The following is a 26,060-nucleotide window of genomic DNA, read 5'->3' as shown; positions in this document are numbered from 1 at the left end:
GCTTGAGGCTATCATAAAACTATGAAAGCTTGTCGCTGAATGTTCCAGACACCGGGTCGGCCACTGAAGTTCGTTTTTTCGTCTTGTGTGAGGCGAGGCTGTGCCCAATCATACCCAACACGATAAGGGCGATGCCGGCACCAGAGAGTGCCGAAGGATAATTCCCGTGCAGAAGAAAGACTTCCCCCAATAATGAAAAAATGAGCTCTCCGGATTGCGTCGCTTCCACGGCTGCCAGTTTGTGCATATCGCCCCGGGTCGTATTGGTGGCCGTAAAGAAGAGAACCAGCCACAATGGTCATCTGCCACATGCCGGCCACCAGCCAAGCGGGGCCATAAGAAGCCGCAAAACAGAGGGGGGCGTAAAACAGGCCGAAACCCACGGTGCTCCAGCCCAACCACGATAGGGGCCTGGCTCGCATGGCGGAGAAAAGGTCTTTGAGATTCCTCCGTGCGGCAACGATGATCCAGAGGGGCGGTAGCATGAACAGATATCTCAAGGCAGCACTCCAGATCCAACTGCCCCCGGCAAGATTCATGGCTCGATTGAGCACAAAAGTAAAGGCGAAAAAGAATGAGGCTAAGATACCCAGTGCGATGGCTTTCAAAGGTTAGGCACCTCTTTCTGACGAAGCATCCCCAGTCATTTTACCATTTATCGTGGAGCAGGTAAAACCACCACAGCCACGATCATGCGTATCAGCATAATGCTTGTGCACATCATCCTGATGCTTAGGTAAGGTCGTGCCGCTTCGGGGCTGGGAGGATACGATTTCGTGAGGCTTAGCGAAACGGCCTTTCCCCGATCTAATTCAGGATAAATGCACTCTTTGGGACTAAATCGCCGAAAAGACGGCTAAAACGCTTGACAGGCCGCAAATCTGGTGATAACTTAAGGGGGAACTGAAGATTCTTCGTTAGGTGAGGCTTCTGCATAGACCACACGCCACTGCCCAGAAATGTCGAGAGACGCTAATGGGTTAACAGGTATTAAATTGATCAAGACGCGAAAAGTCGGCCTTTCTTGTGGGGCGGCTTTTTAGCTATTGACAAGGGGAGACTTGGAGTTATGGATGAATAACGATGCGGGTGGAATCACAACCTATTCAGTCGCCGGTGCTCATTTCGGGTTTAAGCTTCTGTGGGTGTTCATCCCGATGACATTGGCCTTGATCGTGGTGCAAGAAATGAGTGCCCGCATGGGGGCCATCACCGGCAAAGGTCTGGCCGACCAAAGAGACACCGCCCATAGTCTCACTAAGGCGGTGTCTTGTGTAATGTGAGTGCCGCTTTAGCCACGGCCTTTCTTGATCAAGGTTTGGGGCCTTTTTTGTGGCCATGAGCGTCAGATGGTATACTGCCAGGCGGTTCGGGCTCCGAGCCGCTCGAAACTATAACCGTGGCCGTGGTTCCCTGCTCTACGGGATTTCCGGGGTTGGGATCGGTGCTCATCACCGCGCCACGGGGATAAGTCGGGGAATCCTTAACGGCGATCACCACCGCCAGGTTGTAAGGGGTGCCGGTAAGTGCGGATTCAGCCTCTTCTGAAGACATGCCGATCACATCCGGCATCGAAAGCGCAGGCAGTCCTGAGCTTAGGGTGATCCGGATCTTCCCGTTCGCCGGCCAGGGGGTGTCCGGAGCGGGGTTCTGGTCAATCACAGCGCCGCTGGGGACAAGAGGGCTTGGAACATAAGTAAAAAGGGGAGCGTTAATGAAGCCGACACCCTTGATCAGGGCGAGCGCGGCGTCTTTGCTGAGCGGCGGGTCTTGGTCCTTAACATCGGGCATGGTCAGGTTCGCCGGACCATTGCTCACCCAAATCCGGACATCCCCACCCGTCTTTATTAGAGATTTTTCCGCAGGTTCCTGCTGAATAATAAGGTTTTTTGCGACCTCGTTACTGTTTTCACGGTTGATCTCGCGGGCCAGCCGGAGATGGCTTTGACCCAATATGGCTGCCGCCTCTGTGACGGTCTGACCGGTAACTGCCGGTACCGTTACTTCTTCGGCGCTCGCATAACTGTGCAACCAAAACAAGGCCGCCAAAAAGACGGCTGCAGCCGCGCCCAGCCCAACCCAGAACCTGCGTCTGAGGACAGTTTTTCTGACTCGGGCCGCCAAAGCATTGCCGGCATGAGCCAATCGGGCCGGAGCCGCCGGAGGATTGCCATTGCCGCCACCGGTCATCATGCCGGCGGTGGGGCCTTGGTGTATCTGGGTCTTCTCAATATCGCCGTTCTCGAAGCCGTTCCCTAAATTGTTTGGCCCCGCCACAGACTGCTCGGCTTCAATCTTGTCAAGATCCGCCAAGAAGGCTTGGGCGGAAGGATAGCGCTGCTCGGGGTCTTTGGCAATGGCCCGCATAATAATGGCTTCCAGAGAAGGGCTTACTTGCGGATTGAGTTGACGCGGGGATTCCGGGTGTTCCCGCACATGTTTCAAGGCAACGGCAATCGGTGTCTCGCCGTCATACGGAAGTTTGCCTGTGACAAGTTCGTAAAGAATGATTCCCAGTGAATAAAGGTCGGATTGTTCACCGCTCGGCTCACCTCGTGCCTGTTCAGGGGAAAGATAATGGACTGATCCGACAATGTTCCCCGTATGGGTTAAGGTGGTGGCCTCCGCCGTTTGGGCAATGCCGAAGTCGGTGACCCTGGCCCAGTCGTCGGCAGTTACCAGGATATTGTGTGGTTTTATGTCCCGGTGAATGACGTGGTGTTCATGGACATGGCCTATGGCACGCGCGATTTGCCTTACGAGGTAAAGGGAGCGTCCGGGAGAAAGAGGAGCATGCTCCCGGATAATCTCCTTCAGGTTGTGTCCCTGTACATACTCCATCACAATGTATTCGGTTTCGCCCTCATGGCCTACGTCATAAATCGAGACAATGTTGGGATGTGATAAGCCGGCCGCGGCCTGGGCCTCAAGCCGGAAACGCGTGATAAATTCCTCGTCCGCGGCAAATTGCTCCCTCAGCACTTTGACAGTGACGATTCGGTTAAGCAATAAATCTTCAGCTCTGTAGACAATAGCCATTCCGCCTGCGCCAATCTTATCTCTGATCTCATAACGGCCACCAAAGATTTTCCCCACTTTACTACACCCTACCTAGAATCTTTCCGATAACGCGGAGCTGGTTATTTTCTCACGTTATATTAAGACACGTGTTTTAATTAGTTTATCGCAGATATTGACCTTTCGGGAATCGTGCCTACTTGTCGGAAGACAATTGCACCTCACTCTATAGGTCCCTCGGCTTCGACCGGGAAGGCAACGGCGTACCGACCCAGATTGGGCAGGTATGGGCGTCTCAACCCGGATACTCCTCCGCATACCCCCTCTTTACTAATACGAACGTAAAGCGGACGTTTCGGGGGGTTCGTGAGGCAGATTCCAAGGAGGTTTCACAGGCGGTTCGGTTCGGTGTGGGGTACCGGATTCGGAATGGATCACCTGCCCGGATCCGGCGTCTCATTGGCGGAGTCCTCTCAATAATCAGAACGTTTTCAGAGTGGGAAGATTATGCGTCCTCCCGCGGCGCCGGGTTACTTGGGCTTTTTGGCGCCTTGTTTAAAGGAGATCGCTCCGTGCGGGCACATTTTGATACAGGTGCCGCAACCCGTGCAAAGAGCGGTATCGACTTTGGCGGGACCGCGCCGCAAGAATCCTGTTTTCTCCTGAGTGATGGCTTTCACCGGGCAGGAGCGCCGGGAAGGGCACACGGGTGAGGCGTCGCATTTACTGGGATTGACAAAAGCTATTTTCATGTCTTTACTCCTCCGCCTTAAGCATCTAGTTACCCCACGGGGGTATGATTCATTATAACGGTTGTGGCGGGGTTGAGCAATGGTTTGTGCGGGCAGTTGGGCAAAATCGTTCCGGACCGGTCCCAAACGATGCAGAATCGGTTTCGAATCGTGCCGAGTTGATCCCGGGTACCGCTTTAGAATAATTACGAGGTTAAAGCGCTTGCATACCCTGCCCCTCTGAGGTAAAATGTGTAAAAAAGGCGAGAGTTGGGGAGGAATCGAGATGGAAAGCATTCTTCAGCGAAGAATCGAGAGACTCCGCAGAAAACTCAATAAATCTGGCGGAGAAAGGGGTTTCAAGGATCCCAAAGTTATCCGAATGAGTCAAGAACTCGATCAGCTGCTCAATCAATATTATGAAGCTAATCGTTACCAGCAGCTGAGCTTTTGGTGATCACGGCAACCGCTAAGCAAAGAATACCTGAAGAGGATTGGAATACAATGAAGTAAACGGATGGGAGGGGTGGACAATGAAATGAGTGGAGTAGGACGGCAGGCTGACACTCTTGTGAACAAGAGAATGTACGATACGACTAAGGCCGCTGAGGTTTTCCAGTATCTCTTTCTGGCCCTGTTGGGCGTCTCCATACCCTTATTGTTACAGCACCCACAGTTGTTAGTGGGGTCTGTGGTCAATTTCGTGCTTATTATGACGGCCGTCACGATGAAGGGTTGGGGCGAAGTGGCTTCGCTCGTGATCCTCCCCAGTTTGGCCGCCTTGCTGGGGACGTATCTCTTTGGGCCGTTTCAATTTGTCTTGCTTTACATGATCCCATTCATATGGATTGGGAATGCAATCCTGGTATTTGCCTTTAAATACTTGTACGTGGGGAAGAGAGTCTATTTTTTGGCGACCTTGCTGGCGGCGGCACTCCTGAAGGCGGGCTTCCTTTTTACTATGGCAATGGTGCTGATCAAACTGGCGGTTATACCGGCGGCCGCAGCTCCCGTTTTTGCAGTCGGCATGGGTCTCGTGCAACTTGAGACTGCCCTGCTCGGGGGATGCCTGGGGGCAATGGTAAGCGGGGCTTACAAGTTCCTTTCCAAGAAGCAGGCGGCAAAGAAGTAGAATACAGAACAGATAGTTTGAACGGTGCCGTAAACGAAAAGGGCGAAAGGCAGAACAGTTTGGTGAACAACTGACCAAGAGGCAAAGGGTGTTAGGCTTAAAAGCAGAGCGGCACTGTGAACGCCCATGAGGAAGAACGGTACTATGACCGGCAGAGAGCCACAATGGCGCTTTGAACGGCAGAGAGGTAACGCGGCGTCCCGAAGACGCCGCGGGACAGCGGACATGAAGAACGGCCCTATGAACGGGCGAGACAAGTCAGTCTCATAAGAGCAAAAAGGTCCCGGGGAAGCGTGAGTCCCCGGGACCTTTCTCGTCAATGCTTGAGTAAGATTACAGTTGCGGCGGACCTAAACAAGTTATGCGTGGACACAGATAAGCAGAACGTGGACACAGATAAGCAGAACGTGAATCCAGATAAGTTGCGGGCGGACTCAAATTTGCGTTACGCCCCAGTTGCAGGATGCTTAGCTTTCACCTCCGCACGGCTTAGAAATAGGTCTTGTCCCGTTCACCTTGCAGTCGTCACAAACCAGCAGTCCATGGTCTTCGTAGAGGTCGTCATCTGAAACTTCTTGACCGCATTTAGCGCAGACAGCCATCGTGAACCCCTCCTTATTCTTGTCCGTGGTTGTGTACCTGAGAATGCCTGACTGACGTTTCAGACATTAAAGTAATTATTATTATAGAATGGTAAAAGGAATATGTCAATTCGCAATGCCGGAAAACTTCACCCAGCCAAAAAACCATCGCTCACCGCGGCTAAAAACTTGCCTTTCCTTGAAGGATTGGAGTTCTAGAACAGACCCCAGCTTCATATTTGTTAGGAGAAAGGAGGACAGGTTATTGTCGAGTAACGCGCTTCTGGGCACAAAAAAGAGGCTGTTCAGGATTTGGGTTGGGGTCGTGACCACGGGGTTTTTTGTCCTCTTTTACTTCGTGGGGTTGGATTATGTTTTGGGGCAAGGGATCCCGGGGGAATTAATTCACTTCTTGCAAAAAGTGAATTTTCCTTTCAAGGAGATTCTCGTCGAAGGGTTGCCGGGGTATTCCCAGGCGCAGTTGGCAGCGCTGGATACGGCAGAGCAACAACTAATTTCGCGCGGTCTGTTTTCTCTTACCGGGGCGGATATGACCGACGCCCGGACTTTTTTCCTCAGCTATTTTCAGCCGCCGGCCCAAAGCCCAAGCGGACCGGACAAAGTATCCGGGAAGGCACCTCCTCAGGAAAACCCTTCTCCGGTACCTCCGACACCTGCCCCGGGTGGTGTGTCCCCGGGCGCCGGCCCCGGAAATATACCGTCCGGCAGCGGTTCCGTTCCCGCCCATCCCTCAGGGTACACGGTCGTGATCGATCCGGGTCACGGAGGCAAAGACCCGGGGGCACAGGTTCCGTACAAGGTAGATGCCAACTCAGACATTCGCCCCGACAAGGATAAGTTGGACGAAAAAGCGATCACGCTAGCCGTTTCCTTAAGGCTTAAGGACATCTTAAGGTCACGGGGCATCCATGTCATCATGACGCGGACAACGGATACTTACGTCGGCTTGGCTGAACGGGCGGCTATCTCAAACAAGTCTGGAGCCAATATCTTTGTCTGTGTCCACTGTAACTGGGTTAGCAATCCTGCCGTTACCGGTGTGTTGGGAACTTATTTTGAAAACGGCGTTGCCCCTTATACAAATCACGTGGGAGACACCATTAATCCTATGGCGGTTAAAAATTGGCCTCTGAGCAAGGATTTGGCCGCAGATGTAGCCGATTCGGTGGCTGCAGGCACGGGGCAATCCGTCTTCGGCTTACAAGCACAGCCGTACGAAGTCTTACGCCTTAATGATCTGCCTTCGACTTTGGTGGAATTGGGCTTTATGACAAACCCCGACACCGCGAGCGCCATGGAGACGGCGAAATGGCAGACGGAAGCGGCCACGGGGATAGCCAACGGCATTGCGGCTTACTTTGCCGACCACGCGGCCGGGAAGGGCAGCGGGTCTAACAGATAGCAGACTGAGCCGGAAGGTGGGGAGGCCAGTTGTACCGGGGTTCACCGGGCGTGGCTAAAACTTGGCGGGACCTGGTCGAAGCTGAGGGGACAGCAATCATGCAGAACCTAAGCTATAAGACAGAACCTGCGGGACTATAGGAAATTTGCCTAATTACCTATTGGGAAAATGCGGGGGAACCTTGCGAATCCGAAGGCGGGAAAAAAGGTTGAGATAGAAGCGGGTGATGCATTTGCCGTGTCAGACTGGCGGAAAGGGAATCTTCAAAAAGGAAGCAGCTGGGAGGAAAATTTCCGGCGCAAAAACAGTTGAGAAGGAAATTACAGAAAGGCCGGTTCCCGAAGAGCCGGCTGCCGAACGGCCGGTTAGCAAAAAGCTGCTTGCCGAAAAGAAGACGGCCGGAAAGAAAACGGCCGAAAGTAAAGCTGCCACAGGGAACGACGGTAAAGCTGCCACAGGGAACGACGGTAAAGCTGCCACAGGGAACGACAGTAAAGCTGCCGCAGGGAACGGCGACAAAGCTGCCATAGGGAACGGCGACAAAGCAGCCACAGGGAAAACCTGCGGGAAGAAAAAGCAGCTGTATTGGGCCGCCGGCCTTATTGGCTGTGTGGGTGTCGGTGCTCTTCTGATCATATTCCTTCTCATCAGGGGGCAGGGAGCTATGGGAGCGCCGATCAAGAAACAGCAGCCGGCGATCGCTGCCGGAGGGGTGACCGCCTATTACCTCAGCAGTTCGGGTCACGTTTGGGCGTGGGGTGGGGGAGAACACGGGCAACTTGGCAACGGTTCGGTCAGAAAAGTTCAGGCGGTGCCCGTACAGGTTGCCAAGCTCTCGCATATCACGGAAATCGCGGCGGGGGAGTCTACGGGGTATGCGCTTGACTCGTCCGGTCATGTCTGGGCCTGGGGGGACGGACTTGATGGAGAGCTTGGCAATGGCAGTCTGACCAAGCGGCAAGCCACCCCGGTTCGGGTTTCCCAGCTGGCCCACATTGTGACTGTGGCCGCCGGCGAAGCGACCGGCTACGCCCTCGACGAATCCGGGCACGTGTGGGCTTGGGGAGACGGGGAAAACGGGGAGCTCGGCAACGGTACAACCGGAGCGCCTATCGGCAAAGATGAGTCCGGCGGTGAGGTTTACGGGGCGGCCGTTCCGGTCCAAGTGGCCAATTTACCTCATATTGTCGCCATCGCGGCCAGCGGGGTGAACGGTTATGCCCTCGATGCGTCCGGAGGTGTCTGGGCCTGGGGAGACGGAAGAAACTGCGAGCTTGGCAACGGTTCCACCGGAAATCCGATCGGAATCGACTCCCACAAGAATGTCAATTACGGAGCGACCACCCCCGTTCGGGTTTCAAACCTGACCCAGGTCAGGCGGATTTTTACCGGCGGGTTGGGAACGGCCTGTGCCCTCACCTCGTCCGGACAGCTTTGGGCCTGGGGCAATGCCGACGGCTCGCTGTTCAACGGCTCGCGAACCGATCCTTCTGCCGTTCCCGTTCGGGTCTTAAGTCCTACGGACGTGCGGGAAGTGGTGGGCGGAACTTTTACCAGTTATGCCTTGGACACGAAGGGCCGGGTGTGGGCTTCCGGCGATGGAACATCCGGTGAACTCGGCAATGGTGAGGCCGGATTGAACGCCGTTACCTCTAACCCCGTTCGGGTTCTCAACCTTACTCAAATCGCAGCGATTGCCGGCGGAAACTCAACCGGATATGCCCTCGACTCGTCGAATCATGTTTGGGCCTGGGGGGACGGCAAAGACGGGGAGCTTGGCAACGGCACGACCGGGACTTGTATCGGCAAAGGGTATTATGGCATTATCTTCGGAGCCGATCTTCCGGTGCAAGTTCTGCACCTGCCTTGAGGGACAGCGTCCGCACACTCGTGACTTCAGTCATGAGTTAGGGCGCTCTTGCCGCCCTGCATTTACCATGCAAATAGCAGCCCAAAAACCGAATTTCTAGATGGGTTGCTCTGTGTCATATGCTATAACATGAGTAGGGGAAAATTCGCTTGGAAATTAGGCATGGACTCGCTTATGTCTGCGCATTGCGTTACCACTTGGTGTTCTGTATCAAATGCAGACACGCTAGCTTAACTGACAGACCCTGCAAGTAAAATAAAATGCCAGTCAAAGAGACGATCTCCCTGACCGGCGTATTCGTTGAAGTAAAGCAGTGAACGATAGAAATGATACACATGGATGCGGGGGACGAACCCAAAACCTAACCGTTTTTGGGTTCGTCTTTTTTGTCCGGTTCACCCACGGCTTCTTTCTTTTTTTCCGGTTCGCCGTTGGTAGCCGCTTTAAACTCGCTAATGCCCTTGCCTAAAGATTTACCGAGTTCAGGCAGTTTCCCGGGGCCGAAAATAACAAGGGCAATAACAAGTATGATAACCAATTCTGGGGGATCTAAGAAACCAAATGTCGTCAACATTTATTATCACCTCCATCAGATTATACCACGTTTCGATTTGGAGTCCAAGCCCGCTTAAGTGAACGAAAGCAGCAGGATAGCCTAATGTGCGAAGCGACGGATGATTTCTCTAATTTACGTAAAGCCTAACGGACATAGGACGTGATTTTTACGGAATTTTTACGGTTTATACGCCTTTTTTTACACAGGGTAGGGCAGGAAAGGGGCTATAATTGGGCTGTTTTTGAAGAGCAATAATTTGACGAGGGGGCAAAGATAAAAGGTAAAAAAGCCGTAAATGTCTGACACCGGTGGCTGGTATCGCTTCAATGACCGACGTCTAGTCTTCGTAAGAGAAAGGAATAGGGAAGATGGTTCGCCTGCTTAAAAGATTTCTCATTGGTCCCCCGCTAGAAAACAAGGTTCTTGTTCATCAACGGCTGACCAAGTTTAAGGCCTTGGCCGTCTATTCATCGGATGCTCTCTCTTCCGTGGCTTATGCCGCCGAAGAAATTCTCTGGGTTACAGCCCCCTTGGGAGCTTTTGCCCTGTCTTACTCCCTGCCCATAACCGGGGCCATCTTGCTGCTCTTGCTCACTTTAACGGTATCTTACCGCCAAACGATTTTTGCCTACCCCAACGGCGGCGGCTCTTACATCGTGGCTAAGGACAATTTGGGACAAATCCCGGGTCTGGTGGCGGGTACGGCGCTGGTTATTGATTACATCCTGACCGTTTCCGTCAGCATTGCGTCCGGAGTGGCGGCCATCACGTCGGCGTTTCCCGTCTTGTTACCCTACCCGGTGGAGTTGTGTTTATTCTTTCTTTTAATCTTGACGATTGGCAACCTGAGGGGACTCAAAGAATCGGCTGCGGTTTTTGCCCTGCCGACCTACGTTTTTATCGTCTCTTTGCTTACCCTGATCGGAGTAGGGATTTATAAACATGCTCTCGGCCTGCCTATCCCTCCCGCTCCGGTCAATCCCATCCTGGGTTCGACTCCGGCCACTGCCATCACTCTTTGGGTTTTGATGCGGGCGTTTTCCAGCGGTTGTTCCGCGTTAACCGGCGTGGAGGCTATCAGTAACGGTGTGCCGAACTTTAAGGAACCCCGTTCGAGAAACGCGGCCATTACTTTAACGATTATGAGCCTAATCATTGTTTTCCAATTCGGCGGAGTTACTTACTTGGCTCAAATTTTGCGCGTTACTCCGAGTTCGGACCAGACCGTCATCTCGCAAATCGCTACCTTGCTCGTGGGGCGCGGCTGGTTTTACTACCTAGTGCAGGGAAGTACGGCCCTGATTTTGGTTATGGCGGCCAACACCAGTTTCAGCGATTTTCCCATGGTGGCAAGTCTGCTCGCCCGGGACGGCTACCTTCCCCGTTCCTTCGGCTTAAGGGGAGACAAACTGGTCTTTTCCAACGGAATCATCACTTTATCGGCTTTGTCGGCACTTCTGCTCATCGTTTTCCATGGGGACACACATAACTTAATCCCTCTTTATGCGGTAGGAGTCTTTCTCGCCTTTACCCTGTCGCAGACGGGGATGGTCAAACACTGGTGGGTCAAGAAGGACGCTCACTGGAGAAAACAGGCGGCTATCAACGGGCTGGGCGCCTTGTTCAGCGGGACGGCTCTCATCGTTATTTCCGTCACGAAATTCATTTATGGGGCCTGGCTTGTGATCGTGGTCATCCCTCTTATTGTCTGGATGTTGTCAAAAATTCACATGCACTATGTAGACATTGCGCGCCAGCTGCGGGTCAGCGACCCGATCACCTGCGTGCACCCTGAGCACATCAAGATTATTGTACCGGTCGCGGGGTTTACCAAGGTTGTCGTCAATACGATCGAATATGCAAAATCCCTGAGCAAGGATATCAGGGCCGTTCATGTGGCCATTAACGAAGAGAAAGTGGGGAAAATTAAGGGACAGTGGGAACATTATTACCCGGATATTCCCATGGAGGTCATCCCCAGTCCCTATCGCAGCCTGATGGTGCCTCTGCGGGGTTATTTCGACGAGATTGAAAAGTCGGCAGCGCCGAAGGAACTGATCATGGTTTTGATCCCGGAATTCTTTACAGCGACCTGGTGGCAGTATTTGCTTCACAACCAATCCGGTCTCTTGCTCAAGTCCTATCTGACGTTGAGCAAAAATATGGTCGTGGCCTCGGTGCCCTATCACTTAAGCCATGGAGCCGGTCGCAACGGCGTGGTCGAACAGCCGGGTCAAGCGTGTGAACACACCGGCCGGTGATGGGTTAAGAGATCCGCCCGAAGCTGAGTCCCACGAGGGGGAGCAGCCATACGGGTGGAGATGTTATCTAAAAACGCAGTGTCAACTTGGGCATATGTTGCGGCGCCGGGACGGCGCCGTTATTTTTTGCGTCCTGTCTGGAGCGGTTGTGTGCCGGTGAAAAGATTGCCGATTTTGATTCAACCGCTTCCTATTTTTGTTTTTGTTGCCGGGAGTCCGGGTGCGGAGTCAGTAGGTGTCCTTAGGCACGCGGGATATTTTTACGCTATTTTTATAGGCCCCGGATGTCTATTTACGCTAATTTGATGCCGGAAAAGCCTATAATAGAAACGCTTTACAAAATGGAAGAAGGAAAAACTGAAACAGCCCGGGAGGTTAGAACCATAGGGGAGGATCAAGAATGTTTAGGGATGTGTTGGAGGGAGTCGTCCTTGGTGTCTCTTTGCTGGTGATTTTTATGGTCACGGAAAGAATCGAGGCTTATTTCCGAAAAAGGACACTCCTGGATAAATTTATAGATTTCCTGGAGGGGGTCTACAGCCGCACGGCTCCGCAAGAAGATGGGGATGTGGCGGTGAAAGAGTATGCTTTGTCTGATAAGATCAAGATCAGGAAACTCCGGTTCTACAAGGGAAACCCCCGGACTTTTAGATTTCGGTTGCGCCCGGGCCCGAATAATCGCCAAACAGGGGGGCAAACTAAAATGAGTAAATAACTGTCCTATTTGGCAAGAGTCCCCAAGCCACCCCCTGAAAGGGTGGTAATGACTTTTAGAGGGGTGAAATCTGTGGGAGACATGATTTTAGGCGGCATTGTAGCTTTGGCTCTCTTAATCTATTTGGCCTACACCCTGTTGAAAGCGGAGGAACTGTGATGAAAATCAATGATTTGGCCCAGATGGGGTTTTACCTCGTCATACTCGTCGTTTTAGCCATCCCGCTGGGACGTTACATGGCCAAAGTCTTGCAAGGGGAGAAGACCTTCCTCGACAAGGTGATGGGGCCATTGGAGAAGCTTATCTACAGGGTGTGCGGCATAAACCCTGAAGAGGACATGAACTGGCGGCAGTACGCGGGGGCACTTATTGTTTTTAACATTTTGGGTATCGTGACGCTCTTTATCCTGGAAATGCTGCAGGGGCACCTGCCCTTCAATCCCGAGAAACTGGGGGCCATGAGGTGGGATCTAGCTCTGAATACTGCCGTCAGTTTTGTCACCAATACGAACTGGCAGGCCTATTCTCCGGAATCGACCATGAGCTATTTCACCCAGATGGCGGGATTCACGGTTCATAATTTCGCATCGGCAGCTACCGGAATCGCGGTCGCGGTGGCCCTGATCCGGGGACTCACCCGAAGGCAGGCCCAAGCGATCGGGAACTTTTGGGTCGATTTGACCCGTTCCACCCTGCGCATCTTGCTGCCTTTATCTCTGCTGGGGGCTTTGCTGCTGAGTTCGCAAGGAGTCATTCAAACTTTATCTCCCTATCTGACGGTCCACACTCTGCAAGGACCAAGCCAAACTTTGGCCTTGGGACCGGTGGCTTCCCAGGAGGCTATCAAGTTGTTCGGCACCAACGGCGGCGGATTTTTCAATGCCAACTCGGCTCACCCGTTCGAAAACCCGACTCCGTTCAGCAATCTGTTGGAGATGCTCTTCATTTTGCTGATTCCCGTGGGCTTGACTTTCACTTTCGGTCACATGGTTAAAGACGTCAGGCAGGGAAGAGTGATTTTTGGCGCCGCCTTGATCTTGTTCATTCTTATGCTGGCCCTTACTTACGGCTCGGAGATAGCGGGTAATCCGCTGATCGGCAAAATCGGGATCACCGGGGCTTCTGCCATGGAAGGAAAGGAAGTGAGGTTTGGGGTGGCCAACTCCGCCCTCTTTGCTACGGTGACCACCGCGACTTCCTGCGGGGCGGTCAATGCCATGCACGACAGTTTGACTCCTCTGGGCGGACTGGCGCCCATGCTGCAGATGATGCTGGGCGAAGTGGTGTTTGGCGGTGTGGGAGCCGGTCTTTACAGCTTGCTGACCTTTGTTATTTTGACGGTATTCATCGTCGGTTTGATGGTGGGCCGCACTCCCGAATACCTGGGCAAAAAGATTGAGGGCTTTGAAATGAAAATGGCCGTGCTGGCCGTGCTCATCCCATCCGCCTGTATCCTCTTGGGAAGCGCTCTCGCTTCCATCCTGCCGGCGGGTACATCCTCGCTCGCGAATCCGGGTCCCCACGGCCTGAGTGAAATGCTTTATGCCTTTGCCTCGGGCTCGGCTAACAACGGCAGTGCCTTCGCGGGACTCAATGCCAACACCTATTTCTGGAACTTGTCCTTGGCTTTGGTGATGTTTGTCGGCCGTTTTGGAGTGATCCTGCCGCTTCTTGCCATTGCCGGCAGTATGGCAAAAAAGAAAATAGCGCCGGTGAGCGCGGGAACTTTCCAGACGACGGGGGGGTTGTTTTCCGGGCTGCTCTCCGGGGTGGTTTTGATCGTGGGAGCCTTGACTTTCTTCCCGGCCCTGGCTTTGGGTCCGATCGTCGAACAGCTATTAATGTGGGCCGGTAAGGCCTTTTGAGGGAGGTTTTAGGCGATGAGCAAAAAGTCGGGTCTGGACAAGGCCATGTTCTTGGAGGCTGTTAAGGAATCGTTTGTGAAATTGGATCCCCGGGTTTTATGGAAAAATCCGGTTATGTTTGTGGTGGAAGTATTAGCGGTGGTAACCACCTACTTTACCCTGCGTGATGCCGGCAGCGGCGCAATCAAGAGCGTGGGGTTTGACGGGCAGATCGCTTTCTGGCTCTGGATCACGGTCTTGTTCGCCAATTTCGCCGAGGCGTTGGCCGAGGGACGGGGCAAAGCCCAGGCGGACGCCCTGCGCAAGACACGGAGTGAAACGATTGCGAAAAAACTGGTGGGGGAAACAAGGGAAGAGATTTCTGCCTCCCTGTTGCGCAAGGGCGATATCGTCCTGGTGGAGGCGGGGGATTTCATTCCCGGTGACGGTGAGGTTGTGGAAGGTGTCGCATCCGTGGACGAGAGTGCCATCACCGGGGAATCCGCGCCTGTGATCCGGGAGTCCGGCGGTGACCGCAGCGCGGTGACCGGGGGAACGCGAGTGCTCTCAGACTGGATCAAGGTGCAGATTACAGCCAACCCGGGCGAAACTTTTCTCGACCGGATGATTGGCCTGGTGGAAGGAGCCAAGCGCCAGAAGACCCCGAATGAGATCGCTTTGACCATTCTCCTGCTCGGCTTGACCATTATCTTCCTGTTGGCCGTGGCCACATTGGAACCTTATGCCATCTATACCGGAGTTCCGGTATCTATTCCCGTTCTGGCCGCCTTGCTGGTATGTCTGATTCCGACGACCATCGGGGGCTTGCTCAGCGCTATCGGCATCGCCGGCATGGATCGCCTGCTCAAGCGCAACGTCCTGGCCATGTCCGGGCGCGCGGTGGAAGCGGCGGGGGATGTCGGCGTACTGCTTCTGGACAAAACAGGCACCATTACCCTGGGCAACAGGATGGCCACGGAATTTGTGCCGGCGCCGGGTGTGACGCCGGAGGAGTTCGCCGACGCGGCTCAATTATCTTCTCTGGCCGATGAAACGCCGGAGGGGCGCAGCATCGTCATTCTGGCTAAAGAAAAGTATAACCTGCGCGAACGGGACCTCAGCAGTTTGGGCGCGCATTTCGTTCCTTTCAGCGCCCACACCCGCATGAGCGGGGTCGACCTGCAGGGCCGGGAAATCCGTAAAGGAGCCATGGATTCCATCCAAAAGTATTTGGGGGAAAAGGGCAAGGACATGTCGCCGGAGGTTTTAAAGGCTGTGGAAGACATTGCCAAGAAAGGCGGCACCCCTCTGGTGGTGGCCGAGGGTGATCGGGCTCTGGGAGTAGTTTATCTCAAGGATGTGGTCAAGGGCGGCATCAAGGAGAGGTTCGCCCAGCTGCGCCGGATGGGCATCAAGACCGTGATGATCACGGGAGACAATCCCCTGACGGCGGCGGCCATCGCCGCGGAGGCCGGGGTGGACGACTTCCTGGCGGAAGCGACCCCGGAGACGAAACTGACCTTAATCCGGGATTATCAGAGCAAAGGGAACTTGGTGGCCATGACGGGAGACGGCACGAATGATGCCCCGGCCCTGGCGCAGTCCGACGTAGGAGTGGCGATGAACAGTGGCACCCAAGCAGCTAAAGAAGCGGGCAATATGGTGGACCTCGACAGCAACCCGACCAAACTGCTGGAGATCGTTGAGATCGGCAAACAGCTTCTCATGACCCGGGGTTCGCTCACCACTTTCAGCATTGCCAATGACGTCGCCAAGTATTTTGCCATCATCCCGGCTATGTTTATGGTCACCTATCCGGAATTAAAGGTTTTGAATATCATGAGGCTGGCCACGCCGCAAAGTGCTATTCTTTCGGCCGTCATCTTCAACGCCTTGATCATTATCGCCTTGGTGCCCCTGGCCCTGCGCGGGGTTAAATATCGGCCGCTGGGTGCCAATATCATTCTGCGGCGCAATCTTTTGATCTACGGCTTAGGGGGAATCGTTGCTCCCTTTATCGGTATCAAGCTCATTGACCTGATTCTCTCCGCTTTCCATTTGAGCTAACGAGGGGTTTCGGGTGTCAACGACTACCATGTCCCGGGCATAGGCAGCCGCGGGCACGGGGCCGGGGCAGAGATGGAAACAGGCGTTGGGAGCGCGGCGGATCTTGGTCTCTTGGGTCCGTACGAGATTTGGGGCGAAGCCGCGTTTGAGAAAGCGGGCGCCAAGGCGGCAGTTTGCAGTTCACGGGAACAAGATGCTATTTTGCCTAGGGGAAAGGGTGACAAATTCGATGTTGAGAACAGCGGGCAGAGCCTTTGTGCTCCTCTTGATTATGACTCTCATCACGGGAATTGCTTATCCGCTGGTGGTGACGGGCTTGGATCAGCTCATTTTTCCGCACCAGGCTAATGGTTCGCTGCTGTATAAAGACGGGAAGCCGGTGGGTTCGGCCCTGATCGGGCAGGACTTTACGGCTCCGGGCTATTTCCACGGCCGGCCTTCGGCTGCCGGCAAGACGGGTTATGACGCAACGAGCTCCGGCGGTTCAAACTTGGGGCCGACGAATAAGACCCTGCTGGCAGAGGCTGGACAGCGGGCGGCCGAGGTGCGCCGGGAAAACGGACTGGCGGCGAACGCCCCTGTTCCCTCCGACCTGATCACCGCTTCGGCCAGCGGGCTGGATCCGGACATTACTCCGGCGGCGGCCCGGATTCAGGTAGCTAGGGTAGCAAAGGCCAGGAACTTAAGCGTGGCCAAAGTTCAGACTTTGGTCAACCGCTACACGGAACGAAGACAGTTCGGCTTTCTGGGCGAACCGCGGGTCAACGTCCTGCGCTTAAACTTGGCTCTGGATGCCCTGACGGGTCGTTGAACCGCGGCCGGAGGGGCCGGAGACGGGCGTTCGGCCCTCCCCGGTCCGGACTTGATGGCGAAATACGTTCTTTGAGAATCATAAGAGCTCTCCTGCCGTCCATAGGCGGGAGAGTTTTTCTTGTTGCGTTATCTATTCTTTTGCAGATTGAACTCGCTTGATCTTTTTCCCGGTTTACTTCGTTGTCCTATATGAGAGGCGGTGAAAAGGTGCCGACAGATCAGCACCCGGAGAAGGGAGAGCGGAATGATGGAAGCGAGGATCATTTCCGACCACAAGCCCTTGCCGGAGGCCCTTTCCGTTGAACCGGGATTCGAGGATATGTATCTCTACTATTTTGACAGGGAGGCGGAGGAATGAAAGAACTTTTAAAGAACGAGCTTTACAAGGTTTAAGCCAAGCATAGTACTCCCGGGTATCGCCGTATAGCCTCTGCTCGCCCGAAAAATTCATGTTTTTGGGCCATCCGAATTTTCGTCTGGGTCAACGGTCCTTCATATTGTAGATCTTCAGCCGGAAAATCTTGTATGTCGTTACTTTGGTTTTCTTGCTCATCGAACGGCCAGAGCTATTGGAGCTCTGACAGCGGCGGGGGATCTGCACAGTTAAGATTGACAGGACAGCGCATTGGTGGTCTGAGCGGTTCTATAGAGAGTGCCAACGTGTATACTAAGGGCCGAAACAACGAGTTAGACCGGCTTAAACAGCAATTGACAACCATTGAGCAGAGTAACAGCTATGCCTATAAAGAAACGCTGATGCATTACAATCTATTGAAAGATTCCTCTCCAACCGCCGGAATACGTTTTACGTTGATCGGAGGTATCATGGGTTATAGGTATCGCAGACTGCCTAAACCTTTTACTGAAGGGTCTCCCAATAATTAAGATAAATTGCAAGAAAGGCAAGCTGGACGAGGGTCAGCCTGTGGTCGAACCCCACCTCGAATTATGTTGAGTGGAGTTGATCGATTGAGCGGAATGTGCTAAGCTGTATATGCAGCGAGACTGAAAGGTGGGTGGAAAACAATGGCCATTGTTCAACAAATACAGAAAAGGATGATTGTCAGTTTAGCCCAGATTGCCAAGGACCTTAATTTACATGAGGGAGATCATCTCATAATAGAGGAGAAAGATGGTGGCATTTTTTTAAGGCCGGTTGATTGGGTAGATAAGAATCAAAAATACTTTTGGACTAAAGAATGGCAAGAAAAGATGAAGCGAAGCCAAGAAGCCCTGGAAAATGGAGAATATAAAACATTTAGCAACATGGATGAGGCTATTAAAGACCTGGAGGAACTTGTCCATGCCAATAATAATAAGAACCAAACCGTTTGACGCGGACTTTCTCTTGCTATCGCCAAGGGAGCAAAGACAAGTTTTAAAAGCCCTCCGTTACCTTTCCGAAAACCCGGGGCATCCATCTTTGCACACGCACAAGATTGAGGACACTGTGTTTATTGAAGCATATGCAAATACGGATATTAGGATAATATTTGAACGGACAAGTGATACAATTGTATTGCGTGCCGTAGGGCACCATGACATCCTAAAGAGCCTTTAGTCAAACCTTTCTGGCAAGAGAAAGGCGAAAGCTACAGGGTCAGGTCCTGGCCCGGCCTTGCGGGGGATTGTGGCGGTGAAGCTATCATGAAAGAAGTTACGGCGGCCATCATCGTTCGGGATGGCAGGGTCCTCATCACTCAGAGGGCTCCCGGCGAAAACTTGGCCGGCAAATGGGAATTTCCGGGCGGAAAGATCGAAGCGGGAGAGACGCCGGAAGAGTGTCTCAAGCGTGAAATCAAAGAGGAGCTTAATGTGGACATAGAGGTCCTGAGTTTTTTTGGCCAGAGCAGCTATGAGTATGACAGCGGGACGATCAGGCTCAAGGCTTTTTACTGCCGTTGGATTGCCGGTGACTTCTCCCTGCGTGTGCACAGCCGCCTGGAGTGGGTCACGGGCCGTGAACTGGAACGGTATGATTTTGCTGCGGCAGATATTCCCTTCGCCCAAAAATTGTCTAGTCTGGAGAAGTAGCGGGCGCTCGGGGGCGAGATCAGTGAACTCGTTCAAATAAAATGCGGCTGTTCAACGACCAAAATTGAGGGAAAAAAATACCCGAACGAAAGGGGGGTAGGGGAACCTTCAGTCATTTCTGAAGCATTTTGCTTAAAATGTTGGGGGGTATCCTCGCAAACCGGTTATGAGGCTTATGTTTAGTGGCGGAGCGGCGGAGGTCGGCGCGAGTTGTCTGCTTTTACAAATTGCGGGGCGAAATCTCGTTTTTGATGTCGGAATCCGCATGGGTCAAAATAGGGATTTGTTGCCGGATCTGCGCATGATCCAGGAAAGTGGAAGTGTCGATGCTATTTTTATCAGCCATGCCCACATGGATCATATCGGGAGCCTGCCGGTGCTTAGCCATGAGTTCCCCCAAGCCCGCATTTTCATGACCCATGCCACCAAAGAGTTGATGAGGGTCTTACTTTTTGACAGTCTGAAAATCATGGAGAGCCGGGAACAGGAGATTCCCGTTTTTGCGGAGGCACAGGTAAAAGATGCGCTGGACCGGGCAGTCTGTTTTTCACCGGGCTACACTTTTCGACCCTTGGGGGAAAATATCGCGGTCACATTTTACAATGCGGGGCACATCGCCGGCGCAGTGTCCGTTTATGTGTCGAGTGAAGAAGGGGCTTTTTTTTACAGCGGGGACTTTTCGGTCAACCCGCAAAGGACCGTGGAAGGAGCCTCCATACCTAAGCTAAGGCCGGATGTGGCGGTATTTGAATCAACTTACGGCGACAGGCTGCACGCCAACCGTACGATCGAAGAAGAGAGATTGGTCGCGAAGGTTAAGGAAGTGCTGGCCTCCGGGAAGAAAATCTTGATCCCGGCTTTCGCGCTGGGTAGGGCCCAGGAAGTACTCCTCATCCTTAAACGTGCGATCAACAAGGGGGAGCTTCCGGCCTGCAAGATCTATGTGGACGGCATGGTTAAAGACATTTGCCGGGTCTATGAACAAAATCCGAACTACCTCAATCATCGGCTGGCCCAACGCATCCTCAAGGGCAATGAGATCTTCTATGACCGGAACGTGACCGCTGTGACAGGGAGGCAGGCTCAGCGCGAAGAGATTGTCTCTGCGGCCGAACCTTGCTGCATCGTCTCAAGTTCCGGAATGCTGAGCGGGGGGCCGAGCCAATGGTACGCGGCCCGGCTGGCGGCTGACGAAGGGAACTTCATCGCCCTCACGGGCTATCAGGACGAGGAATCACCGGGGCAGCAACTCCTGGCCTTGGCGGACGCCAAAGCGGAGGAACGGGTGTTGAAATTAGGGGATGTGACCATTCCCCTGAAGTGCGGTATCGCCAAATACGGCCTTTCCGCTCATGCCGACAGAACCGAGATTCAGTCCCTGGTGCAAGCTTTGGCGCCCAGGAACGCTTTTTTCGTGCACGGGAACTCGGAAGTAACCGCCAAATTGGCTCAAGACGTGCAAAGAGAATTACGCGGTCGGGTGTTCGCGCCGAGAAACGGCGAGGAGTATGAACTCTCCCTTCGGGTACCCAGAAAGCAGAGTTTCAAGGAGGATCTGCCGACTCTTTCCCACACGGCTTGGTTGACGGAAGAGGATATGCTTGTTTTGTGGGCGTTTATCAGGGAGTCGGCCCAAAGCAAACGTGGATTTACGGTGGAAGAACTGGGCTATATTTGGAGTGGACGCCGGGATTTTGCTCCGGATGAAGTTCAACAGATTTCCTCGCACGTGAATCATTCACGCTATTTTGAAGCTGAAGCGAGAAGGCCCTTTATCTTTCATGTCCGCAGGGCGGAGGAAGTGGAGGCGGAAGAGGCCCCTGCCGAGATGGAGGTCAACACTATGCTGGCGCTGGTGGACGAGTATTTTCCTCCGGCGATGGGTCTTTATAAAAAAGGCGCGCGCTTTGGGGAAAAAATCGCTTTGCTCAGTTTCGTGTTTCCGGCCCAAGCCCGCCAACTGGCAGAGAAGATCGCGGAATTTGAACAGGCCACCGGCTGGAAAGTGGAAACGAATGCCGAATGCAATCAAATGGAAGCACAGGCTTACATTCGCCAACTTTTTGGGCGGGAGGAAGACAAGATTGAGAAGATTTCTTACCTACCACTGAGCGATGCCTTTAAGGTGAAGCTTTTGTGCGATCCGGAGCGGTCTGGGGAAATTGTGCGGACTTTTGCCGCGCAATCCGGTATGCGTTTGATTTTGGAAAAAAGAGGCGGCACAGCGAGCGAGGGGAAAAAGACCGCAAGCCCGGCTGAGGCGGGGAGTCCTCCCATGGAACAAAACCTGGCCCTACGCTATATAGAGGATGCACTGGCCGGCATACCGGATCGAATTTTCAAAAAGAGTCTTAAATCGCAAGGTCCCGAATCATATGTCGAGCTCTCTTTCGCCTCTCCTGCCGTCGGTGAGCGCTATAAAGACCGGATCGAACAACTGGAAAATGAGATTCACCGGCCGATTAGAATCAGCCAGTCCGTGAATCAGCATGAGGTTTTGAACATGGGCAAACGTTTAATGGAAAAGTATGGCGTGGTTTTGAGAAAAAACCTGGCTTTCCTGCCGCGAGAAAGTCAGGTTGTGGCTTATGTGTCGGAACCGCCGGGCAGCGAGGCCTTGATCCGGGAGGAATTTCAGCGGCTGACAGGATTAACGCTGGACTTTGCAAGGCGTTGACTTGCTTACCGCTGTCGTGTCGGAACATATACTGGTGTTCGCTGAGTGTCCGCAGCCGGGGTGCGTGTTCCTTGTTCGGCTTAGGCTAACCTCCTTTAGAGGTCGGGGAAGGAGAGGAGGACAGAGTGGGTAAGGCGGCCAGGACGTTCCTGAGGGTGATGGCCGCGAGCACAATGATACCCCCGACTAAGGCCCAAGGACCGGGTGCCTCGCCTAAAAAGAGAAACACCCAGACCGGGTTGAGAATGGGTTCCAGGATTAGAATCAGGACCGCTTCCAGAGCGGTGGCATGCTTAATGGCTTTGGCATAGAGAATGTAGGACACGCCGAGCTGCACGGTTCCCAGGATGGACAGGTAGAACCAGCCGGTAGCGTTGGGCCAGGATTGAAACAGAAAGGGGAGGCCGACGACGGCGGTCAGAATGTTTCCCAGGAAAGCCGATTCCCAAGGGGAACCGTCTTTTTGCATGCGCATAAAGATGTGAAGGAAAGCAAAACTGATTCCGCTTAGGACCCCCAGGGTATTGCCGAAGATTCCTTTGGTACTAAGGTGGTCGAGAAAAAAGAGGACCATGCCGATGATCACGATGATGATAGTGAGCCAGTCAGAGGGCTTTGTCTTCTCATGCAGAAGCCATGTCCCCAAAAAGGCGATGTAAATCGGCGCGGTGTATTGCAGTAAGATAGCATTGGCGGCTGTGGTGTATTTGGTGGCGGCAACAAATAAGATGACGGTGGCGGCATAGGATACAGATCCGCCGATTTGCGCCCAAGACCCGGTGATTTTCGGTTTTCCCAGCACCAGGAGCATGAGGACCGCCGCAATGGCGCTTCTTACCCCGGCTATGGCCAGAGGGTTGGCGTGGACTGATTTGATTAAGAGTCCGCCCGAACTCCAAAGGGTGGCTGTGATGACTAAGAAAAGGATGGCTTTGGGCCGCCCCATTTTAGTCGGTAAGGCGGTCGGATTTGCTTTGTCTAAACTCAACTCCCGTAGATCCTTTCGCACATCAACTTGGCAATGTCGGCACTGAACCGAATACCAAGAATAGCATATCAGTCTTTGCATTCTAAGGAAAGCCTCTTTGCAGAGTTTCCTGAATTTTTTCTGCGGGTCTGCGGCTTTATGGGTTCTCGGTTCTTTTTCTTCCGTGCCGGGAATTATGGTCAAGCCGGTTATCGGTATGATGGCGGTGGTGCGCGATATGGATGCCGTCGACCAATTGAACGGCGAAATGACCGAATTGGGTTACGAACCCATGGGGGAGTTTGGGATTTCTTCCCCCATATTGCCGCCACAATCCGGTTCCTGATGCGTGGACCCCTGTATCGCGCCTTCGCGGACACGGTAGGAACACGTTGCCGCCTGATCAGTGGGTCTCCGAAGATTGTCCCGGGAGATTGTCCCTATTCGCTCCTTATGCCTGTTCATTCAATATTTGTAGTACAGGCACCCCGCTCAGTGTATCTTTTACCGGACAGACGGTTTCGACATGTTGCAGCAATTTCTGGATATTGGCTTCCGGAGATGGGGAGTCAATCGTTATCTTATAACGGATTTGCTGAAAACCAGGCCGCACAGCCGGGTTTTTGCCCGTAAAACCATCGGGATCTAAATCTCCTTCGACGTAAACCGTGACATCGTCGATTTCTACTTGATATTTCGGGGCGAAGGAAGTGATGAGAATGTTTAGGCATCCACCTAAAGCCCCCAACACATATTCGACCGGATTGGGCCCCTGATCAGTGCCACCCAGTTCTTCCGGCTCGTCAATGACGAATTTCTTGCCCCGGATGTCCCCCGTGCATTGAAGTCCGTGCCGATCCCAACGGACTGTGGATTTGAAGATACCTATTGCCATACTACTCACCTCTCCATGCCGTTTCCCTTGAGAGCTGCTTTAAGTTCCAGGCTTTAGTATGAGTCCGTTGCTTAAAATTCATGCAACATTCATAAAGGGAATTATAATAGGAAGGAATTCGGCGGAAGCCCACAGAATATTACCATAGGGATTCTTGGACGAAGGTCCCAGGACCCAAGCGTGAGTACCAAGCGTGGTCAATATCGAAGATGGACAGGCATTTGGATGGGGTAGGGGGACCGAGTATGATTGATCCTGGGGGCAAGAAAATCCTGTTACTGGAAGATAGCAGGTTCCAAGCGAAAGTCGAAGAAAAATTGCTACGGAATGCGGGCTATGAAGTTATTACGGCACGGACGGGCGCAGAGGGACTCACCCAGATAGCGCTTGACGAAACAATCGACCTGGCACTGATCGATGTCGAACTTGAGGGAGGCCTGGATGGTATCCAAGTGGCGGAAGAAATCCTGCGCGTGAAAGATCTGCCCATTGTTTTTCTTTCGGCATGTACGGGGCGGTCCATATTGGAAAGAGTGCATACGATCGCTTATTATGGTTATGTCGTCAAGGACTCAGGGGAATTTGTCCTGCTTTCTTCCATTAAAATGGCGCTGGCTTTATCCGAAGCACACAAAGAATTAAAAGAAAGTGCCGAGAAATTTAAGACCATGTTCTTCAATCACGGCGCGATGATGCTGCTCATCCAGCCGCACAGCGGGCGTATTTTGGAGGCCAATCGTGCGGCCTGCCAATTTTATGACTATCCCCCGGAAAAAATGCGGGAGATGACGATCTATGCTCTAAGTGCCTTACCTCAGGTGGAATTGGCAAAATATCTGCAGCTGGCGGTTGACGGGAAATTTAGTTCTTTTGTTTTTTCGCACCGGAAAGCCACCGGGGAAGTCCGCAATGTGGAGGTCTTTTCTTATCCGATGCGGATTCAGAGTCAAGAGTTGCTTTACTCCATTATTTTCGATGTTACTGAACAGAAGAAAATGGAGGCGGAATTGAGGGAGAGTGAAGCCAGGCTTCGCAACATTACCATGGCGGCTCAGGAAGCCATTATCATGCTTAATGAGCAAGACCATGTTATTTTCTGGAACCCATCGGCTGAACGATTGTTAGGCTATTCGGAAGCCGAGATGCTCGGCGCGCACATAGAGAGGATTATCCCGGAACGCCATCGTACAGCCCACAACGAGGGATTTGCCCGCTTTCAAAGAACTGGGCGGGGAAATTTTGTGAATAGAATCACGGAACTTGAGGCTTGGCCGAAAGAAGGGCGGGAAATCATCATTGAGATGTCTCTCAGCGCTTTGCCCCAAAGTCATGGTTGGCACGCGGTCTCCATTTTGCGCGACATCACGGAAAAGAGAAAAATGGAAGAAGAATTGCGCCGGATGTCGGTGACGGACCCTTTGACCCGGGCGTACAATCGGCGTTATTTTGTCGAAGTTATCAAGCGGGAAATTGAGCGCAAGAACAGAAGTGGCATTCCTTTCTCCCTAACTATGTTCGATATTGATCATTTTAAGAGAATCAATGATACCTATGGCCATGAGGCTGGAGACCGTGTGCTTTGTGGTACCGTGACCATGGTGCAAGAGAGGATTCGCAAGGTAGATTCTTTAGCCCGGTGGGGTGGGGAAGAATTTATGGTTTTGCTGGCGGATACGACGGTTCAGTCAGCTCTAACGGTGGCGGAGGACTTAAGAGAAAGATTGTCCCACTTGCCGTTCGAAGGCGTAGGCTCGGTAACCGCCAGCTTTGGTGTCGCGGAATTTTGCCTTTCGGATACAAGCGATTCTTTACTCCGACGGGTCGACGATTTATTATACCAAGCGAAAAAAGAGGGAAGAAACTGCGTTCGCCATCTCTCCTGTGAAGGCTGAGCGGAAACATTTCTGGGGCGGCACGAAGGCAGATCGTTTTCCCTGCTTGTTCCGAGAGGAAACAGGGAGGCAAACTAACACTGAGCGACTACATGGACATAACCCCGTTGCGCAAGAACCCCGGCAACTCCGTGTTGACAAGTCGATTTCTATTGGTGTAGAATAACCCCGTATTCTAAATATGTAGAGGTGATGTGCCTTGAATAAAACTTCGAGAATTTCGGATGCGGAATGGCAGGTCATGAACGTACTGTGGGAAAAAGCTCCCATCACAGCCATGGAAGTCGTCGAGATCTTGCGCTCAAGCACGGGTTGGAAGCCGACCACGGTCTACACGCTTATCAGCAGGCTGGTCAGCAAGAAAGCAATTGCCATTGACAAAAGTTCATCTCCTTTTGTGTGCAGGCCCATGTTGACCCGGGAAGAATACAGAAGAGAAGAGCGAAGGTCGTTTCTCGAAAAGGTCTATGACGGTTCTCTCAATCTCCTTCTGATGAACATCTTGGCAGAGGACGAACTTTCAGAGACTGAAATCGACGAACTCAAGCGTATTCTGGAAAAAGGCGGGAATAAGGAGGGATAGA

23 protein-coding genes, 2 pseudogenes and 1 riboswitch are annotated in these 26,060 nt (G+C 52.9%); of the genes and pseudogenes, 18 read left to right on the top strand and 7 right to left on the bottom strand.

Translation table 11 applies throughout. The features are described 5' to 3' along the window. Positions 1-19: 19 nt before the first annotated feature. Both MNU25_RS20610 and MNU25_RS20605 read right to left on the bottom strand, forming a co-directional pair. A complete protein-coding gene (locus MNU25_RS20610) occupies positions 20-295 on the bottom strand; it encodes a multidrug resistance efflux transporter family protein (protein WP_420838688.1) in 276 nt (91 codons plus the stop codon). 51 nt (positions 296-346) lie between these two features. Beyond that, positions 347-485: pseudogene (locus MNU25_RS20605) on the bottom strand (multidrug resistance efflux transporter family protein); the annotation flags it as partial. Positions 486-906: 421 nt separating this feature from the next. Next, a riboswitch (M-box (ykoK) riboswitch) is annotated at positions 907-1,065 on the top strand. An 8-nt stretch (positions 1,066-1,073) separates the two neighbouring features. Here MNU25_RS20605 and MNU25_RS14710 point away from each other — a divergent pair. Then, positions 1,074-1,232: pseudogene (locus MNU25_RS14710) on the top strand (divalent metal cation transporter); the annotation flags it as partial. Positions 1,233-1,311: 79 nt separating this feature from the next. Here the strand turns inward: MNU25_RS14710 and pknB are convergent. After that, the gene (gene pknB / locus MNU25_RS14705) at positions 1,312-3,096 is read right to left on the bottom strand and encodes a Stk1 family PASTA domain-containing Ser/Thr kinase (RefSeq protein WP_240985752.1); all 1,785 of its coding nucleotides are present in this window, start codon (positions 3,094-3,096) and stop codon (positions 1,312-1,314) included. 452 nt (positions 3,097-3,548) lie between these two features. Next, a complete protein-coding gene (locus tag MNU25_RS14700) occupies positions 3,549-3,770 on the bottom strand; it encodes a 4Fe-4S binding protein (RefSeq protein WP_240985751.1) in 222 nt (73 codons plus the stop codon). 265 nt (positions 3,771-4,035) lie between these two features. Between MNU25_RS14700 and MNU25_RS14695 the strand changes: the two genes are divergently transcribed. The 4 genes from MNU25_RS14695 (at position 4,036) to MNU25_RS14680 (ending at position 8,755) form a co-directional block, all read left to right on the top strand. Then, entirely contained in the window at positions 4,036-4,206 is a 171-nt protein-coding gene (locus MNU25_RS14695; RefSeq protein ID WP_240985750.1) for an aspartyl-phosphate phosphatase Spo0E family protein, read from the top strand. An 81-nt stretch (positions 4,207-4,287) separates the two neighbouring features. After that, the gene (locus MNU25_RS14690; RefSeq protein ID WP_240985749.1) at positions 4,288-4,881 is read left to right on the top strand and encodes a hypothetical protein; all 594 of its coding nucleotides are present in this window, start codon (positions 4,288-4,290) and stop codon (positions 4,879-4,881) included. Between the two features lie 846 nt (positions 4,882-5,727). Then, on the top strand, positions 5,728-6,885 hold the full coding sequence (locus tag MNU25_RS14685) for an N-acetylmuramoyl-L-alanine amidase family protein (protein WP_240985748.1): 1,158 nt from the start codon (positions 5,728-5,730) through the stop codon (positions 6,883-6,885). 232 nt (positions 6,886-7,117) lie between these two features. After that, positions 7,118-8,755: an RCC1 domain-containing protein gene (locus tag MNU25_RS14680; RefSeq protein ID WP_240985747.1), complete on the top strand. Its 1,638-nt coding sequence runs from the start codon at positions 7,118-7,120 to the stop codon at positions 8,753-8,755. Positions 8,756-9,116: 361 nt separating this feature from the next. Here MNU25_RS14680 and MNU25_RS14675 read toward each other — a convergent pair whose 3' ends face one another. Continuing rightward, positions 9,117-9,329, bottom strand: a complete 213-nt coding sequence (locus tag MNU25_RS14675) for a twin-arginine translocase TatA/TatE family subunit (RefSeq protein WP_240985746.1) — start codon at positions 9,327-9,329, stop codon at positions 9,117-9,119. 350 nt (positions 9,330-9,679) lie between these two features. Here MNU25_RS14675 and MNU25_RS14670 point away from each other — a divergent pair, with 350 nt between their 5' ends. The 10 genes from MNU25_RS14670 to MNU25_RS14625 all read left to right on the top strand — a co-directional run bounded on the left by MNU25_RS14670 (position 9,680) and on the right by MNU25_RS14625 (position 21,722). Beyond that, a complete protein-coding gene (locus tag MNU25_RS14670) occupies positions 9,680-11,572 on the top strand; it encodes an APC family permease (protein WP_240985745.1) in 1,893 nt (630 codons plus the stop codon). A gap of 400 nt (positions 11,573-11,972) precedes the next feature. Next, on the top strand, positions 11,973-12,287 hold the full coding sequence (locus MNU25_RS14665; RefSeq protein ID WP_240985744.1) for a hypothetical protein: 315 nt from the start codon (positions 11,973-11,975) through the stop codon (positions 12,285-12,287). Positions 12,288-12,335: 48 nt separating this feature from the next. Continuing rightward, positions 12,336-12,446, top strand: a complete 111-nt coding sequence (locus MNU25_RS14660; RefSeq protein WP_240985743.1) for a potassium-transporting ATPase subunit F — start codon at positions 12,336-12,338, stop codon at positions 12,444-12,446. Continuing rightward, a complete protein-coding gene (kdpA, locus tag MNU25_RS14655) occupies positions 12,446-14,152 on the top strand; it encodes a potassium-transporting ATPase subunit KdpA (protein ID WP_240985742.1) in 1,707 nt (568 codons plus the stop codon). Before MNU25_RS14660 ends, kdpA begins: the two co-directional genes overlap by 1 nt. Before the next feature lie 15 nt (positions 14,153-14,167). After that, positions 14,168-16,198, top strand: a complete 2,031-nt coding sequence (gene kdpB / locus MNU25_RS14650) for a potassium-transporting ATPase subunit KdpB (RefSeq protein WP_240985741.1) — start codon at positions 14,168-14,170, stop codon at positions 16,196-16,198. Positions 16,199-16,427: 229 nt separating this feature from the next. After that, positions 16,428-17,009, top strand: a complete 582-nt coding sequence (gene kdpC, locus MNU25_RS14645; RefSeq protein ID WP_240985740.1) for a potassium-transporting ATPase subunit KdpC — start codon at positions 16,428-16,430, stop codon at positions 17,007-17,009. Positions 17,010-18,037: 1,028 nt separating this feature from the next. Then, entirely contained in the window at positions 18,038-18,346 is a 309-nt protein-coding gene (locus tag MNU25_RS14640) for an AbrB/MazE/SpoVT family DNA-binding domain-containing protein (protein ID WP_240985739.1), read from the top strand. Further along, entirely contained in the window at positions 18,315-18,572 is a 258-nt protein-coding gene (locus tag MNU25_RS14635; protein WP_240985738.1) for a type II toxin-antitoxin system RelE/ParE family toxin, read from the top strand. The genes MNU25_RS14640 and MNU25_RS14635 overlap by 32 nt, the downstream gene beginning before the upstream one ends. Positions 18,573-18,658: 86 nt before the next feature. Beyond that, the gene (gene mutT / locus MNU25_RS14630; protein ID WP_240985737.1) at positions 18,659-19,045 is read left to right on the top strand and encodes an 8-oxo-dGTP diphosphatase MutT; all 387 of its coding nucleotides are present in this window, start codon (positions 18,659-18,661) and stop codon (positions 19,043-19,045) included. Positions 19,046-19,220: 175 nt separating this feature from the next. Beyond that, positions 19,221-21,722 (top strand): MBL fold metallo-hydrolase, encoded by a 2,502-nt coding sequence (locus MNU25_RS14625; RefSeq protein ID WP_240985736.1) that lies wholly within the window; start codon positions 19,221-19,223, stop codon positions 21,720-21,722. An 85-nt stretch (positions 21,723-21,807) separates the two neighbouring features. Here the strand turns inward: MNU25_RS14625 and MNU25_RS14620 are convergent, their stop codons facing one another. Further along, positions 21,808-22,710, bottom strand: coding sequence for a DMT family transporter (locus MNU25_RS14620; RefSeq protein ID WP_240985735.1), 903 nt, complete (start codon positions 22,708-22,710; stop codon positions 21,808-21,810). A gap of 97 nt (positions 22,711-22,807) precedes the next feature. Here MNU25_RS14620 and MNU25_RS14615 point away from each other — a divergent pair, with 97 nt between their 5' ends. Continuing rightward, entirely contained in the window at positions 22,808-23,035 is a 228-nt protein-coding gene (locus MNU25_RS14615; RefSeq protein ID WP_240985734.1) for a GrpB family protein, read from the top strand. Positions 23,036-23,140: 105 nt separating this feature from the next. Here MNU25_RS14615 and MNU25_RS14610 read toward each other — a convergent pair whose 3' ends face one another. Further along, on the bottom strand, positions 23,141-23,584 hold the full coding sequence (locus tag MNU25_RS14610) for an OsmC family protein (protein ID WP_240985733.1): 444 nt from the start codon (positions 23,582-23,584) through the stop codon (positions 23,141-23,143). A 245-nt stretch (positions 23,585-23,829) separates the two neighbouring features. On the opposite strand from MNU25_RS14610, the gene MNU25_RS14605 reads away from it, so the two are divergent. Together MNU25_RS14605 and MNU25_RS14600 are read left to right on the top strand one after the other, a co-directional pair. Further along, the gene (locus MNU25_RS14605; RefSeq protein WP_240985732.1) at positions 23,830-25,476 is read left to right on the top strand and encodes a GGDEF domain-containing response regulator; all 1,647 of its coding nucleotides are present in this window, start codon (positions 23,830-23,832) and stop codon (positions 25,474-25,476) included. Between the two features lie 199 nt (positions 25,477-25,675). Beyond that, positions 25,676-26,059 carry a BlaI/MecI/CopY family transcriptional regulator gene (locus MNU25_RS14600; protein WP_240985731.1) on the top strand — a complete coding sequence of 128 codons (384 nt, stop codon included), beginning with the start codon at positions 25,676-25,678 and terminating at the stop codon, positions 26,057-26,059. Position 26,060: the final 1 nt, after the last annotated feature.

The organism is Acididesulfobacillus acetoxydans (genome assembly GCF_902729405.1).
Lineage (GTDB): Bacteria > Bacillota > Desulfitobacteriia > Desulfitobacteriales > Desulfitobacteriaceae > Acididesulfobacillus > Acididesulfobacillus acetoxydans.
This window is presented reverse-complemented; position numbering and strand designations above follow the sequence as displayed.